Consider the following 18,198-nt stretch of genomic DNA (forward strand, 5'->3'; position numbering starts at 1 on the left):
TGATGGTGAACCCCGGGCAACCGGGGTTCACTGCATCTAATGAGCAGTCAACTCAAGGTCTCGGTGGGCCAATACACCGACAAGGGCACCAAGGAAACCAACCAGGATTTCCACGGCGTCTACATTCCGAAAGAGCCACAGCTGAGCAGCAAGGGCATCGCCATTGCCTTAGCGGATGGCATCAGCAGCAGCGCCGTCAGTCACATTGCCAGCGAGTCAGCCGTCAGCGGCTTTTTCGCTGACTACTACTGCACGTCCGACGCCTGGTCAGTGAAAACCTCGGCGCAACGAGTGCTAATGGCAACCAATTCCTGGCTGCACTCACAGGGGCAACAGAGCCCCTATCGTTTCGATCCGGATCGTGGCTACGTTTGCACTTTCAGCGCGATGGTCATCAAATCGACCACGGCGCACCTCTTTCATGCGGGCGACTCGCGTATCTACCGCGTCCAGGGCGCTGCGCTGGAGCAACTGACCAATGACCACCGCATGTGGGTCTCGGAAGACAAGAGTTACCTGAGCCGCGCATTGGGCATCCACCCGCAGCTAGACCTGGATTACCGCGCCGAACCTGTAGAAGTGGGCGACACCTTCATCCTGGCCACCGACGGCGTCTATGAGTACATCAGCGCGTCGTCGATGCTCGGCGCTATCGCCCACAACATGGATGATCTCGATGCAGCCGCTCGGGCGATCGTCGCGCAGGCACTGGAACAGGGCAGCGACGACAACCTCACCGTGCAGATTCTGCGTATCGACACGCTTCCCTTGCAGCAGCCGGACGAGCTGCTGCAACAACTGACCGAACTGCCCTTCCCGCCCATTCTCGAAGCCCGCGCGGCATTCGACGGCTACACCATCGTGCGCGAGGTGCACGCCAGCAGCCGCAGCCATGTGTATCTCGCCACCGATGATGAAACCCAAACGCCGGTGATCATCAAGACGCCCTCGATGGACCTGCAACGAGACGTGCAGTACCTGGAGCGGTTTCTCACGGAAGACTGGGTGGCGCGACGCATCAACAGCGCGCATGTAGCCAAGCCATGCTTGCAGACCCGCAAACGCAACTACCTGTACAGCGTCAGCGAATACATTGAAGGCCAGACGCTGGCGCAATGGATGATCGACAATCCCCGCCCGGATCTGGAAATCGTGCGCGGCATCGTCGAGCAAGTCGCCAAGGGCGTTCGCGCCTTCCACCGGCTGGAAATGCTGCATCAGGATCTGCGCCCGGCCAACATCATGATCGACGCCACCGGAACGGCGAAAATCATCGACTTCGGTTCCACTCGCGTTGCCGGCATTATGGAAGTGGCTTCGCCCATCGAGCGCAACGAGCTGTTGGGCACCGCCCAGTACACGGCGCCGGAATACTTTTTGGGTGAAGGTGGCAGCACCCGATCCGACCTGTTTTCGCTGGCGGTGATCACTTACCAGATGCTGACCGGTGCCCTGCCCTACGGCACTCAGGTCGCCAGCTGCCGCACCCGTGCGGCGCAGAACAAGCTCAGCTATCAACCGATCCGCGAACGCGATCGCGGCGTGCCGGCGTGGATTGATGACGTACTGCGCAAAGCGCTGCATCCGGACCCTTACAAACGCTATGAGGACCTGTCGGAGTTCGTCTTCGAGCTGCGCCAGCCGAACCAGGCTTTTCTGAACAAGGCGCGCCCGCCACTTCTGGAGCGCAACCCGGTGCTGTTCTGGAAAGGTGTGTCTTTGGTGCTGGCAATTACCGTGATCGTGCTGCTGGTTCGTTAAGCAACCGCCTCACTCGGAACGATGTGGCGCGTACACGTTAAGCGCGGGATCGGTGACGCCGTCCTTCGACGGATCGAGAATCCAGCGCAGCTGGGTCACCAGCTCCTCGCAATTCTCGCCACGCTGTTGCCAATCCTGAAAGGCGATACGCGCCGCCGCCAGTGAGGACTCGGCGACCTGCTCGGCCTCGGTCGTGGCATCAGCGGGCTGCCACTGATCGAAGACCGATTTGAGCGCATGTTGTGCCTCTTCGGCGCCCAGCTCGCCATCGGCCCAGCGTGAAGTGATGTCCTGAGCTTTCTGCAGCGCGGTCACCGAGGGGTTGGACGATTCCATTTTCGGGTTACCTCTAGCTAATGCTTGTATTGCTTGGAGTCCGGCCGCGATCGCAAATTCGCCCCGCCGATCAGCCGACGCGCGATCGCTGCAGGTGCCGCTAACCGAAGAAGACCTAGCGATTGGCCAGGTTGCCGTTCGGCCCCTGATCGGAACGTCTGCAGAAGATAAGCTGCCAGATCTGAAACAGCCTTGTTTTGGTTGTTGCTTTGATCTTTCAGCACACCTATGGCGAGGCCTGACTTTGACTCCCACTCCTCCCGGCCAACTGGCCGATGTCGTCATCGTCGGCGCAGGCATCGCCGGTCTTTCCTGTGCAGTGCACCTGGCCGATGCTGGACTGCGCGTCGTCGTGCTGGAAAGCAGTGACGTACCGGGCGGTCGCGCTCGCAGCTGGGCCGACCCCGCCACCGGTTTCGAGGTGGATATCGGCCCCCATGTGCTGCTCAATAAATACGCAAACATGCAGGCATTGCTGGAACGCCTGGGCACGGCTCATCAGATTTGCTGGCAAACGGAGGAATTGCTGACGGTACTCGACAGGGGCAAGCACCTGCGATTCAAGGTCGGCGGTCTACCCGCACCGCTGCACTATGTACGCAACCTGCCGCAGGTGCTGCGCAACGTCCCGCTGCGTCACCTGCTGAGCAACATCCGTTTGGGCTGGCGCACCATGCGCAGCTCACCGCGCGAACTGATGGCGCTGGATGACCAAAGCGGGCGCGACTACTTGCTGAGCGCCGGCGTCAACCCCGGCTTTATCGACTGGTTCTGGGCGTCGGCGGCGATGGCAACCCTGAATGTGCCGGTCGAGAAATGCTCGGCCGCCTCACTGATGCGCCTGCTGGCGCAGGGCCTGGGGCACAACGACCTGGCCTTCGGCTTTCCAAAGGTCGGGCTCAGCGACCTCTATGCCTGGCCAGCGATTCAAGTGCTACAGCGCAACGGCAGCGAGGTACGCTTCGGCTGCGCTATAAATGGCCTGGTTCGACACGGCTCGAACGTAACCAGAGTAACGCTTGCCGATGGTTCCGGCGTCGAAGCGCCAGCGGTGGTGCTGGCCGTGCCGCCCACCGCTATCGAATCGGTGCTGCCTCGGCAACACTCGCTAACGATGACCGCGGCAGTCTTCGAGCCCAGCCCTTACATCAGTTGCTACCTGTGGTTCGACCGCATGCTCAGCGACGCTCGCTTCTGGGCGCGCCCCTGGTCGCCGGGTTGCTTCAACACGGACTTCTACGACCTGTCGAACATCCGTGACGGCACCACCGGGCCTGGCTCCATGCTCGCCACCAACATCATCTGGAGCCACCGCGCCGCCGAGCTGTCGGATCGGGAAATCATCGACGCAACGCTTGCGGAAATCGCCGACTTCGCCCCCGCAGCACGACAGGCCAATCTGATAGGCGCAGCGGTGCACCACATCCCGATGTCGGTTCCCTGCGCGGCCCCCGGAATCGAAACCAGCCGACCGGCAATACATCAGGAAAAAGGCCTGTTCATCGCGGGCGACTGGGTCGACACCGGCCTACCGTTCTGCATGGAAAGCGCTACCCGTGCGGGAGCGCTCGCGGCCGAACAGCTGCTGGCAGAGCGCGGCATCACAGCGAAGCTGGCGTTACCGACACCGGTGCCCGGAGGCCTTACCAAATGGCTCAGGCGCAGTGACGGCCCCGATGGCTTCTAGACTCCAAACGCAGCATCCATCGCCCTAAGCCCGACGCTGAGCAGTGGCCGACGACCATGGAGAGCGGCCAGCGGACCGGCCGGATCGATTGTCCAGTGTGCCCGCCCCAGACAAAGCGCGCCCTTGACCGTGCACCGGGTGCGCAGCGGCCCGCCGATGCCAGGCTGGATGACGAAACCGCTCATTCGCGGCCTTACTGGCAAGGCAGCATCTGCTTCGAAGCTCAAAGCGGCTACGAATTGATCATCAAGCATCATCGTCCCGGTGAACGCGCGCTCAGAGGCCAGCGTTTCGAAACGCGCCAACACTTTGGGGATATGCCAGAGGCGGCGGCCGCCCTCCGCCGACATAGCGTCGTTTACCCAGATCGCGGCCACCGAGCCTGCCGGCACCAGCAGCCCTTTTCCTCGAACCAATACCGCAACCGCCAACTCGTCATAGCGCAGTGTGCCGCCGCTGTATTGGGCCCAGATCGTTGCAATAAACGCGTTGCCAGCGATCTTCAGGATAGGCAAACCAGGATCTGGCGCGAGCTGGCCCAGCGCTGTCTCCGGCAGTTTCCACATAGACAAGCACGCCGCACCTCGAAGCTGCCATGGCGCGCACGGAAAGGCCGCTTGCTCATGCTCGGAATTCATCGCGTCCACTATTGGCCTCACTCACGGCATGCATTGGTTGGTCCTCAGTCGACAGCGCTGAGATGCCGTCGATCCGAGCCATCGCATCGCGCACTCGCCCAGTGGTCATATCAGAAAGAACGCTATTGCTCGGACCCTAAGCATGTACCTGATCCATCTCTTTCTGCCGCTGTACGACAACGACCAGCAGCCATTACCGAAGTCGCTGTTCTCTGAGGTCCGAGACGGCCTCATCCATAAGTTTGGTGGCCTGACCGCCCACAGCCGCGCCCCTGTCGACGGACTATGGCAAGAAGACGGCAGCCATGCCGTGCGCGACGATCTGGTTATTTATGAGGTGATGACGCCAGAGCTGGACCGTGCCTGGTGGACGGATTATCGCGCGTCATTGGAGACCCGCTTTCGTCAGGAACATATCTTGATCCGCGCCCAGCAGGTCGAACTGCTGTAAAGCGGCGCTCCTTTCTTTTCTGATCCGCTCAGTGAGAAGCACGGCGGCCTGTCCGCAACTGCCTTCGCAGCCGGAGATTGGATTCGAGCCTCATTCCACGTTACCCAGCCCTGCACAAAACCATGAAAATTTAATGAACCCCGATGGCTGCGCGCTGTCAGTCCAGTCTGCAGGACTACAGGGTCACTGGCCCAACCCAGGGAGAAAGCATCCTCCCGCTTACGATCGGCACATCCGGCGCCTACTGTTCGACTTGTCGAAACGCGCTGCTGGCGCACCTCGCCAGCCCGGAACTCCGCTTATGTTCGGCCCGTTCATCAGGGCCTCCATTTTTGCCAGCGCGAACACTATTCATGTCCCTATCACGTCATCTCGTTGCACTTTTATCCCGTATTTCCTGGTCCGCTACTCAACGCCGCGCCTTCAGCGCCGGCCTGATGGGTACGCTGTTGGCGGTCATCACGCCAGCCCACGCTCAAGAAGCAGGCAACGACCGCTGGGTCAGCGACACCTTGAGCACCTATGTCCGCAGCGGGCCCACCGACGGCTATCGCATCGTTGGCAGCCTCACCTCCGGTCAGAAGGTCGAGCTGCTGGATACCAGCGGAGACTACAGCCAGGTTCGCGGTGAGAACGGCGACCGTGTCTGGATCCGCAGCAGCGACCTGCAGGAAGTCCCTGGCCAGGCCGAACGCCTGCCGCAACTCGAGCAACAGGTTGCCGAGCTAAGCGAAGAACTGAAAACCATCGATGAGTCCTGGAAGACGCGCGTGCAGGGCATGCAAGAGACCCTAGATTCGCGCAAGACGCTGATCGATGAACTGGAAGCACGCCGCCTGGCCCTGGATGAAGCCCTCACCGCCACCGAATCTGAATTGCGTGACGCCCAGGCGCGGTTAGGCGACGAAAACAATCAGGTGTTGATGCGCTACATGGTCTACGGCGGCAGTATCGCCGGCGCGGGGCTGCTGGTCGGGCTGATCCTTCCAGCCATGACCCGTGGCCGAAAGCGCAACGATCGCTGGTTCTGAGCCTGAGTCCCGGGCAAATCAGGCCGGCTCAGTCAGCAACTGACGCCCCGTGGCGAAGACCGACTCGCCGGGCAGTGCATGCTCGATGCGCGCACGGATTTGGCCCGGTGTCATCGGCCGGTCGAGCAGGAAGCCTTGCAGGGTCTCGCAGCCCAGGCGGGTGAGGAACATCTGCTGATCGGCGGTCTCCACGCCTTCGGCCACGACTTCAAGCCCCAGCGCCTTGGCCAGCGCGATGATCGCCGATACGATCACCGAGTCCTCGTTGCCGGCGCTCATTTCGCGGACGAAAGCCCTGTCAATCTTCAGCTCGCTGGCGGGCAGCCGCTTGAGATAAAGCAGGCTCGAATAGCCGGTACCGAAGTCATCGATGGAGGCCTTTACACCCATATCGGTGAGCTTCTGCAGCGTCTCGATGGTGCTTTCCGGGCTGCGCATGGCAACGCTTTCAGTAATTTCGACTGTGAGCATTGCAGGCGGGATGCCGTGGCGTCTGATGGCATCGACCACCACCTCAAGCAGATCCGGCTGTTCGAACTGCACGGCTGACAGATTGACCGCGACCGTCCAGTGCGTCAGACCTTGGCCGTGCCACTCGCTCAGCTGCCGACAGGCCTCGTTTACTACCCATTTGCCGATCGGCACGATCAGCCCGGTTTTTTCCGCCAGCGGTAGGAAAACGTCTGGCGAGAGCATGCCACGCTGCGAATGCTGCCAGCGCAGCAGCGCCTCGAAGCCGCGTACCGGACCGGCAGGCGCCTCGAACTTGGGCTGGTAATGCAGCCGTAGCTCACCGCGCGCCTCCGCCAGACGCAGATCATTGAGCAATTGCAAATGCTCCACCGCGTTGGCGTTCATCGATGCTTCAAAAAAGCTGTAGCCGTTCCGCCCTGCACTCTTGGTGTGATACATGGCCGCATCGGCGTGCAGCAGCAGATCCCGTTCGACCTCCCCGTCGCCCGGAAATACCGCGATACCGACGCTCAGCGATACGCTGAGCTGGTGGCGCGACAGCACGAAGGGCTCGGCAATGCAATGCACCAGCTTGGCGGCGACGGTCGCGGCATCGTCCGGGCTGGAAATACTCGTAAGTAGCACGAATTCGTCCCCACCGAGACGAGCCAGGGTGTCCTGCTCCCTTATGCAGGCGCGCAGACGATCAGTGACACCGATCAGCAGCTGATCGCCGAGGTGGTGCCCGTAGGCATCGTTCACCGCCTTGAAGCCGTCAAGATCCATGAACATCACGGCAAAGCACGTCTGTTCACGCTGCGCCATTTTGAGCGCCTGGCTCAGGCGATCCTCCAACAGAAGACGGTTCGGTAGACGGGTTAGATTGTCATGCAGCGCCAGCTGCATGAGCTCGCCGTTGGCCTTCTCCAGCGAATTGGCCAGTACCGAGGTGCGCGCCTGCAGGCGCGCGTCGAGCACCGAAACGATCAGCGTGATCGCCAGGACAGCAAGCGTCACGACGATGACCAGCAATGCCAGCCAGTTGGTATCCACACCGTTCGCAGCGCCGCAGAAACTGCCCTCCGGAAAGCTTGCCGCCGCCATCCCCGTGTAATGCATGCCCGCGATCGCCAAGCCCATGACCAGCGCCGCGGCGCCGCGCCAGACCCGTACATGCTGCAGGTCGGCGCGTAACCGAAAGGCCAGCCACAGCGCGGCGCCGGAAGCCATCACCGCTATTGCGACCGAAACGATCAGCCAGCCGGGGTCGTATACGATCCCTGGCTGAATGCGCATGGCGGCCATGCCGCTGTAGTGCATCGCCGCGATGCCGGCACCAATCAACAGCGAGCCATATACCAGGTGGGTCCAGCGCAACTCACGCTGGCACACCAGCCACAGGGCCAGTGCCGACGCGACGATGGCGAGCACCAGCGAGCCGGCAGTAATCAGCGGGTCGTAGCCCAGAGCAAACGGCAGACTGAAGGCCAGCATGCCGATGAAATGCATGGACCAGATACCCAGTCCCATGGCAAACGCGCCGCCGATCCACCACAGCTGCGCCGCTCGACCCGACGAAGTAGCCACCCTGCCGGCCATGTCGAGGGCGGTATAGGAAGCCAGAACCGCCACAACGAACGAGAAGAACACGAGGATATTGTTGTAACTACCGACCAGCATTGGCCTGACTACCTTAAGCGAAGAGCGCGAATCTTGACCGAAAAGCCAATAAAGGCGAAGTGCCATCAGTCCGATACCGTAAGACGACACCGTGTACGCGATCACATTCAACGCTGTTTCGGCTCATGCCCTGTTTCTTCAAGCTGACGCAGATCAGTATCTACCGAGCGGCGTTCTGCTGGCTTTCTGCCCATCATTCGGTGTGAAGCGTCCGCCTACGGCTTGACCGAACCGTCAACTTGAGGCGAAATGCGAAACCTTCGTCATACACAGGTCCCTGCGCTTCTAGCCTGGCGGACAGCACCCTCCAAACCGAGCGGACAACACTCATAGCTGCGGCCACCAAACAGACCGTGGCATTGCTCCGCTTTTCATCCAGCCCGATCCAACTGCCGCACCGACGATGTGCAGCGCGCGACGGTAGTTTTGCGCTACCGGAACACCTGCGGAAAATGTGGATCAAACTCGGCTACTGCGGCACTCCCATAAGGAAAAGCGCTAATGGCAGCATTACAACAACGCACATTCAACGTAATCGCCAAGAAAGAGCATGAGCTGCTCGACAGCTGGACCCGCGAACTCGAAGCCAGCGGCTTGTACCGCAACGTCAAGATCGAAGAGTTTCGCCAGCAGACTACCGACTTCCTCCGTTTGCTCATCGAAGGCGCTGGCCAGGCAGAATCCACTGATCTGCGGGCGGGAAACTGGGAAGAGATGCGCCTATTCCTCGAGCAGCTGTCCCACAGCCGCGTCCTGCTGGGGTTCGATTCGCAGCAAACCGCTGGCTTCATCTTCTCGTTCAAGCGTCCATTGCTGCCGCTGTTGCAGACCGAATACGCCGATGAGCCGGGGATGCTGGGCGAGCAACTTTGGGCACTGTCCGAGCTAATCGACCAACTCGGCCTGCACACGGTGCGCGCCTTCCAGAAATCCCGAGAAGCGGTCATCAAGCGCCAGCAAGAAGAACTGCTCGAGCTGTCCACACCTGTGGTCAAGCTGTGGGATGGCGTCCTCGCGCTGCCGATGATCGGCACCCTCGACTCGCAACGCACCCAGGTGGTGATGGAGTCGCTGCTGCAGCGCATCGTCGATACCGGTTCGGAAATTGCCATCATCGACATCACCGGCGTGCCAACCGTGGACACACTGGTGGCGCAGCACCTCCTAAAAACCGTCACTGCGATCCGCCTGATGGGCGCTGACTGCATCATCAGCGGAGTACGTCCGCAGATCGCGCAGACTATCGTGCACCTGGGTCTCGACCTTCAGGGCATTGTTACTAAGGCTTCTCTCGCCGACGCGCTGGCGCTTGCGCTGCGTCGCTCCGGGCTGACTGTCACGAAGGCGGTATGATGGAACGCATTCCGATATTGCGAATGGGCGAGTTTCTCCTCGTCACCATTCAGGTCGACATGCACGACCAACTGGCGATGACCTTGCAGGATGATCTCGCCGAGCGCATCAGCAGCACCTCTGCCAAGGCCGTGCTGATCGACATTTCCGCGCTGGACATGGTCGACTCGTTCATTGGCCGCATGATCAGTTCGATCTCCGGCCTGTCGAGCATTATGGACGCGGAGACAGTAGTGGTCGGCATGCAACCCGCCGTTGCGATTACCCTGGTCGAACTGGGCCTGACATTGCAGGGCGTCAGCACAGCGCTCAATGTCGAGAGAGGCATGCAGTTGCTGCATAAGCGGATGGCCGATAAATGACCGTGCGCCGTAGCGGCAGCACTCCAGTACGGATCGAACAGGACGTGGTACTGGCACGGCAGGCAGTCCGCAAGCTGGCTCAGGATTGCGGCATGCGCTTGATCGATCAAACCAAGCTGGTCACCGCAGTCAGCGAATTGGCCCGTAACACCGTGGTTTACGGCGGCGGCGGCGATATGGACTGGGAGGTCCTGGACGAAGGCACCCGAACCGGCATTCGGCTGACCTTCCGTGACGAGGGTCCAGGCATTGCTGACATTAAGCTGGCCTTGACCGATGGCTGGACCTCTGGCGGCGGCCTTGGGCTTGGGCTAACTGGTGCCAAGCGCTTAGTGGACGACTTCGAGCTCGACAGCACGCCCGGCGTCGGCACACGCATCAGCATCACTAAATGGTCATGAACATTCAGGGGTCAATGACCACCGTCCTGCCGATCGAAGACGAAAGCCAGGTCGGCCATGCGCGACGCGTCGCGCAATCGCTGGCCGTTGGGTGTGCATTCGATGAGACCGATGCCGGACGCGTCGCTCTGGTGGCTACGGAGCTGGCAACCAACTTGCTCAAACATGCGCAGCATGGGGCTTTGCACCTGCGCAGAATCCCGGCGCAGAGCGGACAGGGCATTGAGCTGATCGCGATCGACCGTGGTCCCGGCTTCAACCCCAACGAATGCCTGGCCGATGGTTTTTCCACCGGCGGCACTCAGGGGACCGGGCTCGGTGCGTTGATGCGTCAGGCACAGTTGTTCGATATCCATTCCGACAGCAGAGGCTCAGTGGTACTGGCGCAGCTGTACCCTCGCCACGTCTCGGCCCTGCCCCTTCGGTTCGGGGTCAGTCAGCATTCACTGAAGAACGATCCGGCCTGCGGCGACGTCTGGCATCTGGCTGTCGATGGCTCGCGTCTCAGCGCGTTGGTCATCGACGGTATCGGACATGGCGAAGATGCCGAGGCGGCCGGCCTGGCTGGGGCCGCCGCGTTCGCCGAGGACCCGTTTGCCGACCCAACGATCAGCATGCTCGACATGCACCGGGCGATGACCGGCACGCGGGGCGGCGCAGCAGCTATCGCCCTGTATGACGTGGGCAAGGTGCGTTTCGCCGGAATCGGAAACATCGGTGCCTGCCTGCTGACCCCTGAAAAAAGCCGCGGCCTGGCCTCGCACCCCGGTATCGTCGGCTCGCAGTTCCGCAAGGCTGTAGCCTTCGATTATCCGGTCGACGGTCAACAATTATTGATCATGTACAGCGACGGCTTGCAGTCGCGTTGGGACCTGCGCGACTACCCCGGCCTGGTGCACCGTCACCCGGCGATTATTGCAGCGCTGTTGCACCGCGACTTCTGCCGTGGTCGAGATGACGTGACCGTTATGGTGATTGCGCTGGAGGAACTCGGTGACTGACTCGAACACGAACGACCTCATCGAACAGCTGCGCAGCGAGAACGATCTGCTGCGCGCCGAACTCGAGGAAACCAACCAGGGCGTCCTCGCGCTCTATGCCGAACTCGACACCCAGGCCGAGCAGCTCAGACAGGCGTCGGACCTGAAAAGCCGCTTCTTGTCCTACATGAGCCACGAGTTCCGTACGCCCTTGGGTTCCATTCGCAGCATTACCCGTCTGCTCAGCGATGAGCTGGACGGCCCGCTCAGCCCGGAACAGCACAAGCAGGTGTCGTTCATCAATGGCGCTGCTGGGGAACTCAGCGACATGGTCGACGACCTGCTCGATCTCGCCAAGATCGAAGCCGGCCGCATCACCATATCGCCCGCCTGGTTCGACATGCTGGATTTGTTCGCCGCCTTGCGCGGAATGTTTCGCCCGATCGTCGATGCCAACGCGGTGGATCTGATTTTCGAGGAGCCGCACGACATGCCGCGGCTGTACACGGACGACAAGAAGCTCGCGCAAATTTTGCGTAACTTCATCTCCAATGCGCTCAAGTTCACCCAGAACGGCGAAGTACGCATTTCCGCCTGTGCCGAGGGTGACGGCGAGGTTCGCTTCGCCGTGACGGACACAGGCATCGGCATTCCGGAAGACTTGCACGGCAACCTGTTCGAAGACTTCGTTCAGATCGATACGCCATTGCAAAAGCGTCTGCGCGGCACCGGCCTGGGACTGTCGCTGTGCAAGCGCTTCGCCGAACTGCTGGGTGGCCGCGTTGGCGTCGACAGCAAGCCGGGGGTGGGGTCGACGTTCTATGTAGTCATTCCCGTCGCGATCTCCGCGGAGCGCGCTGATGGAGCATAAGAGCCAGCTGCTGGTCGTCGACGACAACGCGGCCACGCGCTACGCGATACGCCGGGTGCTTGAGCGCCACGGTTATGCCGTGCTCGAAGCCGGAACGGGCACCGAAGGACTGGACCTGATTGCCACCGAAGCGATCGACGCGCTGATTCTCGATGTGAATCTGCCGGACATGAGCGGCTTCGACATCGTACGGCAGCTGCGAACCGATGACCGCACGCGGCTGCTGCCGGTCATTCACGTTTCCGCAGCGTCTATTCAGACCGGCGATATCATCACCGGCCTGGATGCGGGGGCCGACGCCTACCTCATTCACCCTGTCGATCCGGACGTGCTCCTGGCTACGCTGCGCACACTGTTGCGGGTGCGGGACACCGAGCATGCCCTGCGTGAAAGCGAGGCACGCTTTCGTGAAATCTTTTCCCAGGTAGCGGCGCCCATCGCGGTGATCGACCCGCGGCTGCAAATCCACGAAAGCAACCGTGCGCTGTCCCTGCTGTTGGGCAATCAGCCGGAACCCTCTGCGCTTACGGCAAGCCTTGCCGAGGGGCAGGAAGCCAAGCTGCTGTCGCTGCGGGCAAGCCTCGCGAGTGGTGCTCGCTGGCATGACACGTTGTTCATTCAGGTGGCTGGGGAGCGTCGCGAGACCAAGTGGCAGGTTTCGCCATACCGGGCCTCTGAACTCGGGCTGGTCGTTATCGAAGACATTACCGAGCAGCGTCAACGTGAGCGTTCGCAACGGCAGCAACTCGACAACGCCACCAACGAGCTTGCCCGAGAAGTTGCCGAGCGCGTCCGCACCGAAGGGCAGCTGATGCAGGCGCAGAAAATGGACGCGCTGGGCAAGCTGACCGGCGGCATCGCGCATGATTTCAATAATCTGCTGACTGGGATCATCACCGGCATCGAGCTGCTGAAGAGACGCGTGCACGAAGGCCGCACCGATGCGGTCCTGCGCTTTGCCGACACCGCGCTGAATTCGGCCCGCAGCGCCGCATCGATGACCAATCGTCTGCTGGCCTTTGCCCGCCAGCAACCCTTGGATGCACGGCCAGCGGACCTCAACGACCAGATCCGCTCGCTCGAGGAGCTGTTGCAGCGAACCATTGGCGAGCATATATCGCTGAATCTGGAGCTGTCCGAGCAAGGCGCGGTGGCACAGGTTGACGCCAACCAGCTCGAAAGCGCCATCCTCAATCTGGTTATCAACGCACGCGATGCCCTGCCCCGTGGCGGCAAGATCACCATCCGCACCGCGAGCTTGCGGTCAGAGGGCGATGCGGACCTGGCAGATGGAAACTACGTCGTGCTGACAGTGGAGGATGACGGCACCGGTATCGCACCGGAAGTGCTTGGCAAGGTGTTCGACCCCTTCTTCACCACCAAGCCGCTTGGCCAGGGCACAGGCCTGGGATTGTCATCGATCTACGGGTTCGCCCGGCAATCCGGTGGCGAAGCCAGGCTTAGCAGTGTTGTCGGCGAAGGCACGGAAGTCTCGCTGGTGCTGCCCGCCGCCACTGCCACCCAGCCGGCTGCTGCCTCGGTCAGCGACACGCCGCTGGGCAACGGCGAGCACGTACTGATCGTCGAGGACATGCCGGCAATCCGCATGTTGGTAGCCGAGATGCTGAGCGAGGCTGGCTATCGATGCAGCCAAGCCGCCGATGTCGCCACTGCGTTGTCGGTGTTGCAGGACGACACCAGCGTCGATCTGCTTTTGACGGACGTGGGGCTTCCACAGCTTTCCGGGCGGGACCTGGCTGACGCAGCGCGAACTTATCGCCCGGCTCTACCTGTGCTGTTCATGACGGGTTACGCCGAGAACGCGGTGCGCCGAGATCGCTTTCTCGCTGCCGGAATGGACATGGTGGTCAAGCCATTCCAGATCGACGAGTTGCTCGGCAAAGTGCGGCAGCTGCTCGATCAGTCAGCAACTCTCGCTGCGGACTGATCGGGCAGAAGCACCAGCGACGCTATTTCTGGTTCTTGCCAGCCTTGTCAGCCGCGATCAGGTCTCCCCAGTCGCCGAACTCGTACCAGTCGTCGCCCATCATTTCAGCCGGATGCTGAGTCCTGCCGGCGCCATTGCCGCAGGCCAGGGAGTCGGCGGGGCAATAGCGATCACAACCCCAGCAGATGCGCTCGGGATGCGGCGGGTTGAGTGGGAATTTCTTGGCCATCAGGCCTCGGGATTCGCTTGATAGAAGCCCTTAGGCTAAACAGACCTCTGCTGGCTGAACTTGACCAGGCTCAAGATCGGCCATTCCCGACCAGTTCGTAGCGGCTTGGCAGCGCGCCCAATCGCATCCCTTGGCCATCCGAGTTGCCCTTCTTCGGACCTCGCGAGCTGAACCCAGGCCAATCGAGCCGCTCTACTTAGTCATTGCCGCAATCAAGCGGCCGCACCAGAGGGCCTGTTTTTGCCACAACTTCAGGCAATGGGATTGTCGATGAGCGTGGGCCTGCTATTGGTCTGCGCAGTCGTGATTGGCATCGTAGGTACCCGTCTGACGCGGGTAGTCGATGAACTCGCCGACCGCACCGGCATGGGCGAAGCGATGGCTGGCGCGATCCTGCTGGGAATGGCGACGTCCCTGTCCGGAATTGTCCTGTCCGTTACAGCTGCCTGGCAAGGGCAGCCAGAATTGGCGATGAGCAACGCACTGGGTGGCATCGCGGTGCAAACGTTATTTCTGACGGTGGCCGACCTTGCCTTGCGGCGAGTCAACCTCGAACACGCAGCTGCTTCCATCGGCAACCTCATGCAAGGCACGCTGGTGTTGTGTCTGCTGTCTCTGATCCTCGTCGGCAGTTTTTCGCCAGATGTCACCGTGTGGGCGATCCACCCGGTCACTCCGCTGCTGCTGCTCGGCTACCTCTATGGCTTGCGCGTAATAGCAAAGGGCCAAAACGAAGCCATGTGGTTGCCAGCGCGGACCCGCGAGACCCGTGAGGACACCCCGGACGAACAGTCAACGAACCGCTCGCTGACTTCGCTCTGGGTTCGCTTCGTGATCATGGCTGCGATACTCGGTATCAGCGGCTGGCTGCTGGAAGCGTCGGCCAGCGAGATTGCTTTGCATACCTGGCTTAGCGAAGCGGCAGTGGGCGTCCTATTGACCGCCGTGGTGACGTCCCTGCCAGAACTGGTCACTTCGGTCGCGGCTGTCAGGCGTGGCGCCCTGACGCTGGCCGTCGGCGGCATCATCGGTGGCAACGCGTTCGACACGCTGTTCGTCGCTGCCTCGGATGTCGCCTATCGCGACGGTTCGATCTACCACCATATTTCCAGCAATGTCCTGCTCTGGGTGGCCCTGTCGATATTGATGACCGGCGTGTTGCTCATGGGCCTGCTGCGCCGAGAGAAGCACGGGCTGGGCAAGATCGGGTTCGAAAGCGTCACCTTGATCGGCTTGTATTTCGCCGGCGTGGCCATGGTGCTCGGCAAAAGCCAGCTCGGCTGAGCGCGGTCAAAACAACCCGAGTTGTTCGTCGATCAACGCGCTGAAACTATCGTTGACGAACGGCAGGATGGCATCGGCGATGGGTTGCAGCTGGCGGCTGACGTAATGGTCATAGTCGATCGGTGCGCGCCGCACTTCCAGTGGTTCCGGGCCGGCCACGGTGATCAAGTAGCTGATCCAGCCGCCATTCTGGTACTGCCGCTGGCGACCCTGCTGCAGGTTGTATTCATCGGCGATACGGGCGGCGCGCACATGCGGCGGCACGTTGCGCTCGTAGTCATCCAGGCGCCGACGCAGACGCTTGCGGAAGATCAGCAGCTCGTCCAGCTCGCCGGCCAACGTCCGCTGGACGTAGCTGCGTACGTAGTCTTGGTAGGGCTCGCGATTGAAGATCAGTCGATACAGTTCCTGCTGAAACTGCTGGGCCAATGGCGACCAGTCGGTGCGCACCGTTTCCAGCCCTTTGAAGACCAGGCCATCACTGCCATCGGCGCGGGTGACCAGCCCGGCATAGCGCTTCTTGCTACCCTCCTCCGCGCCGCGAATGGTCGGCATCAGAAAGCGCTTGAAGTGGCTCTCGAACTGCAACTCCAAGGCGCTATGCAGACCGAATTCGCGCTGCAAGTGCTCGCGCCACCACTGGTTGATCTGCTGCACCAACCCCTTGCCGATGCGCGCCGCGTCCTCGTCGCTGTGGGCGCGCTTTAGCCAGACGAAGGTGGAATCGGTATCGCCGTAGATCACGCTGTAGCCCTCGGCTTCGATCAGCTCGCGGGTGCGCCGCATGATCTCGTGGCCGCGCAGGGTAATCGACGACGCCAGCCGCGGATCGAAGAATCGGCAGCCGCTGGAGCCGAGTACGCCGTAGAAGGCGTTCATGATGATTTTCAGCGCCTGGGACAGCGGCTTGTTGCCTTCACGCTTGGCCGACTCGCGGCCTTCCCAGACGCGCTCGACGATGGCCGGCAGGCAATGGCGCGTACGCGAGAAGCGCGCACCACGGAAGCCCGGCACCGAGTCGCTGTCTTCCGGTTGGCGCATGCCTTCGACCAGCCCCACCGGATCGATGAGAAAGGTACGGATGATCGAGGGGTAGAGGCTCTTGTAGTCCAACACCAGCACCGATTCGTACAGGCCCGGCTGAGAATTCATGACGAAGCCGCCAGGGCTGGCCTCGGGCGGCCGCTCGCCGAGATTCGGCGCGACGAAGCCCTGACGGTGCATCAGCGGGATGTAGAGGTGTTCGAAGGCAGCCACCGACCCGCCGCTACGGTCGGGTGGCAACCCGGTGACGGTGGCCCGTTCGAGCAAAAACGTCAGCAGTTCGGTCTTGGCGAAGATGCGCGTGACCAGTTCGCAGTCCTTGAGGTTGTAGCGCGCCAAAGCCGGCTTGTCCTCGGCGAACATGCGGTTGATTTCGTCCATGCGCTGGTACGGCGTGTCGATCGCCTTGCCCTCACCGAGCAAGGTCTGCGCGACATTTTCCAGGCTGAACGAGGGGAAGCTCCAGGTGGCCGAACGCAGGGCCTCGATGCCATCGATGATCAGCCGCCCCGCCGCTGCGGCGAAAAAGTGGTTGCCTCGGCTGCCGTGCTCGCGCCAGGCCATTTCCTCCCCGCCGCGGCCCAAGCGTAGCGGCACCTGGTAGCGCTGAGCCTGATCACGCAGCACCCGCAGATCGAACTGCACCAGGTTCCAGCCGATGATGCCGTCTGGGTCATGCCGCGCCATCCAGCCGTTCAACCGTTCGATCAGCTGTTTGCGGCTGTCGCAATATTCCAGTTCGAAATCCACGCCGGAGCCATCTCCGTTGGCCGGGCCGAGCATGTAGACCTGCCGCTGGCCGCAGCCCTCCAACGCAATGGAATACAGCTCGCCGCGCATCGTGGTTTCGATATCCAGCGAGACGAGCCGGAGCTGCGGGCGATAGTCCGGTGCCGGTTTGATCTGCGCCTCCAACAGCACACCGTCGGCATCCGGCTGGCCGGTAAAGCTCACCGGTGCGGTGATGAAGCGCTCCATCAGGTAGCGCTCCGGCGGGCGAATGTCGCCCTCGTACACATCCAGTCCTGCACCGCGCAGGCGCTTCTCGAGATTCATCAACTGACGGTGCTGCTTGCAATACAGGCCGACCACCGGGCGATGGCGGAAATCGATCAGGTTCAGCGGCCGCAGTTCGACGTCGCGCTCGCCTTTGAGCAGCAATTCGACCTTGCGCTGCTGCGTCGCCGGAATGAAGGCAACCGAAGGCTGGTACGGCACGCGCAAGCGACGTGGGCCGGTATCAGTCGCCAGCCAGAACTCCACTTCGGTGCCGGCCGCCGTATCTCGCCAATGCCGGGTCAGCACGAAGCCCTGCTGCAGATCCACCGTTCGCATACCTCACCCATTCGAAGCCGCCCATTCTACGTGGCATCAGCGCATCAAGGGCGGCAGCGCGACGCGGCAACTCATACGATGTCATTTCTGGCTGGTGCTCTTCTTGGCCCTCCTCAATGGCGTGTTTATCGCCTTATCGCTTTGACAGGCTGCAAATCACTGTCGATACTCGACGAGGTTGTACGATGACTGACCTAATAATAACAATGGAATCACCATGCCTTACGCCAGTACGCCGCCACCGGCCTGTCTCTCGCTGTCGCCCTGTTCTGTTCACAGCCCACCATTCGCGAGCCCAAACGCCTTTCTGCGGGCAGTCGCGCCTGCATCCGCTCGACATCACGCCTCCCCTGA

At 61.6% G+C, this 18,198-nt stretch carries 16 protein-coding genes; 11 read left to right on the top strand and 5 right to left on the bottom strand.

From position 1 onward, the window contains the following. Positions 1–39 precede the first annotated feature (39 nt). Positions 40–1,761 carry a protein kinase gene (locus C1896_12840; GenBank protein AZZ45699.1) on the top strand — a complete coding sequence of 574 codons (1,722 nt, stop codon included), beginning with the start codon at positions 40–42 and terminating at the stop codon, positions 1,759–1,761. A 9-nt stretch (positions 1,762–1,770) separates the two neighbouring features. Here C1896_12840 and C1896_12845 read toward each other — a convergent pair whose 3' ends face one another. Continuing rightward, the gene (locus C1896_12845) at positions 1,771–2,097 is read right to left on the bottom strand and encodes a hypothetical protein (protein AZZ45700.1); all 327 of its coding nucleotides are present in this window, start codon (positions 2,095–2,097) and stop codon (positions 1,771–1,773) included. Between C1896_12845 and C1896_12850 the strand changes: the two genes are divergently transcribed. Next, positions 2,084–3,784 carry an amine oxidase gene (locus tag C1896_12850; protein ID AZZ45701.1) on the top strand — a complete coding sequence of 567 codons (1,701 nt, stop codon included), beginning with the start codon at positions 2,084–2,086 and terminating at the stop codon, positions 3,782–3,784. The genes C1896_12845 and C1896_12850 overlap by 14 nt on opposite strands. Here the strand turns inward: C1896_12850 and C1896_12855 are convergent. After that, positions 3,781–4,422 carry an acetoacetate decarboxylase gene (locus C1896_12855; protein AZZ45702.1) on the bottom strand — a complete coding sequence of 214 codons (642 nt, stop codon included), beginning with the start codon at positions 4,420–4,422 and terminating at the stop codon, positions 3,781–3,783. The two genes, C1896_12850 and C1896_12855, sit on opposite strands and share 4 nt — an antisense overlap. Before the next feature lie 142 nt (positions 4,423–4,564). On the opposite strand from C1896_12855, the gene C1896_12860 reads away from it, so the two are divergent. Continuing rightward, positions 4,565–4,873 (top strand): hypothetical protein, encoded by a 309-nt coding sequence (locus C1896_12860; protein ID AZZ45703.1) that lies wholly within the window; start codon positions 4,565–4,567, stop codon positions 4,871–4,873. 353 nt (positions 4,874–5,226) lie between these two features. After that, positions 5,227–5,904 carry a TIGR04211 family SH3 domain-containing protein gene (locus C1896_12865; GenBank protein ID AZZ45704.1) on the top strand — a complete coding sequence of 226 codons (678 nt, stop codon included), beginning with the start codon at positions 5,227–5,229 and terminating at the stop codon, positions 5,902–5,904. Positions 5,905–5,922: 18 nt separating this feature from the next. Here the strand turns inward: C1896_12865 and C1896_12870 are convergent, their stop codons facing one another. Then, complete coding sequence (locus C1896_12870) at positions 5,923–8,037, bottom strand: hypothetical protein (GenBank protein AZZ45705.1); 2,115 nt, start codon at positions 8,035–8,037, stop codon at positions 5,923–5,925. A gap of 501 nt (positions 8,038–8,538) precedes the next feature. Between C1896_12870 and C1896_12875 the strand changes: the two genes are divergently transcribed. Genes C1896_12875 through C1896_12900 form a run of 6 tightly spaced genes read left to right on the top strand, consistent with a single transcriptional unit; the run spans position 8,539 to position 13,952 of the window. Continuing rightward, on the top strand, positions 8,539–9,390 hold the full coding sequence (locus tag C1896_12875; protein AZZ45706.1) for a polyvinylalcohol dehydrogenase: 852 nt from the start codon (positions 8,539–8,541) through the stop codon (positions 9,388–9,390). Then, positions 9,390–9,752, top strand: a complete 363-nt coding sequence (locus C1896_12880) for an STAS domain-containing protein (GenBank protein AZZ47663.1) — start codon at positions 9,390–9,392, stop codon at positions 9,750–9,752. The genes C1896_12875 and C1896_12880 overlap by 1 nt, the downstream gene beginning before the upstream one ends. Then, positions 9,749–10,153: an anti-sigma regulatory factor gene (locus C1896_12885; protein ID AZZ45707.1), complete on the top strand. Its 405-nt coding sequence runs from the start codon at positions 9,749–9,751 to the stop codon at positions 10,151–10,153. The genes C1896_12880 and C1896_12885 overlap by 4 nt, the downstream gene beginning before the upstream one ends. Then, on the top strand, positions 10,150–11,154 hold the full coding sequence (locus C1896_12890; GenBank protein ID AZZ47664.1) for a transcriptional regulator: 1,005 nt from the start codon (positions 10,150–10,152) through the stop codon (positions 11,152–11,154). The genes C1896_12885 and C1896_12890 overlap by 4 nt, the downstream gene beginning before the upstream one ends. After that, a complete protein-coding gene (locus C1896_12895; protein AZZ45708.1) occupies positions 11,147–12,004 on the top strand; it encodes a histidine kinase in 858 nt (285 codons plus the stop codon). The genes C1896_12890 and C1896_12895 overlap by 8 nt, the downstream gene beginning before the upstream one ends. Then, positions 11,994–13,952, top strand: a complete 1,959-nt coding sequence (locus tag C1896_12900; protein AZZ45709.1) for a hybrid sensor histidine kinase/response regulator — start codon at positions 11,994–11,996, stop codon at positions 13,950–13,952. Before C1896_12895 ends, C1896_12900 begins: the two co-directional genes overlap by 11 nt. 22 nt (positions 13,953–13,974) lie before the next feature. Here C1896_12900 and C1896_12905 read toward each other — a convergent pair whose 3' ends face one another. Next, positions 13,975–14,181, bottom strand: coding sequence for a DUF3079 domain-containing protein (locus tag C1896_12905; protein ID AZZ45710.1), 207 nt, complete (start codon positions 14,179–14,181; stop codon positions 13,975–13,977). Between the two features lie 258 nt (positions 14,182–14,439). Between C1896_12905 and C1896_12910 the strand changes: the two genes are divergently transcribed. Further along, entirely contained in the window at positions 14,440–15,465 is a 1,026-nt protein-coding gene (locus C1896_12910) for a cation transporter (protein ID AZZ45711.1), read from the top strand. A 6-nt stretch (positions 15,466–15,471) separates the two neighbouring features. Here the strand turns inward: C1896_12910 and C1896_12915 are convergent, their stop codons facing one another. After that, a complete protein-coding gene (locus C1896_12915; protein ID AZZ47665.1) occupies positions 15,472–17,835 on the bottom strand; it encodes a DNA polymerase II in 2,364 nt (787 codons plus the stop codon). Positions 17,836–18,198 lie beyond the last annotated feature (363 nt).

It is taken from the genome of Pseudomonadaceae bacterium SI-3, from assembly GCA_004010935.1.
Lineage (GTDB): Bacteria > Pseudomonadota > Gammaproteobacteria > Pseudomonadales > Pseudomonadaceae > Stutzerimonas.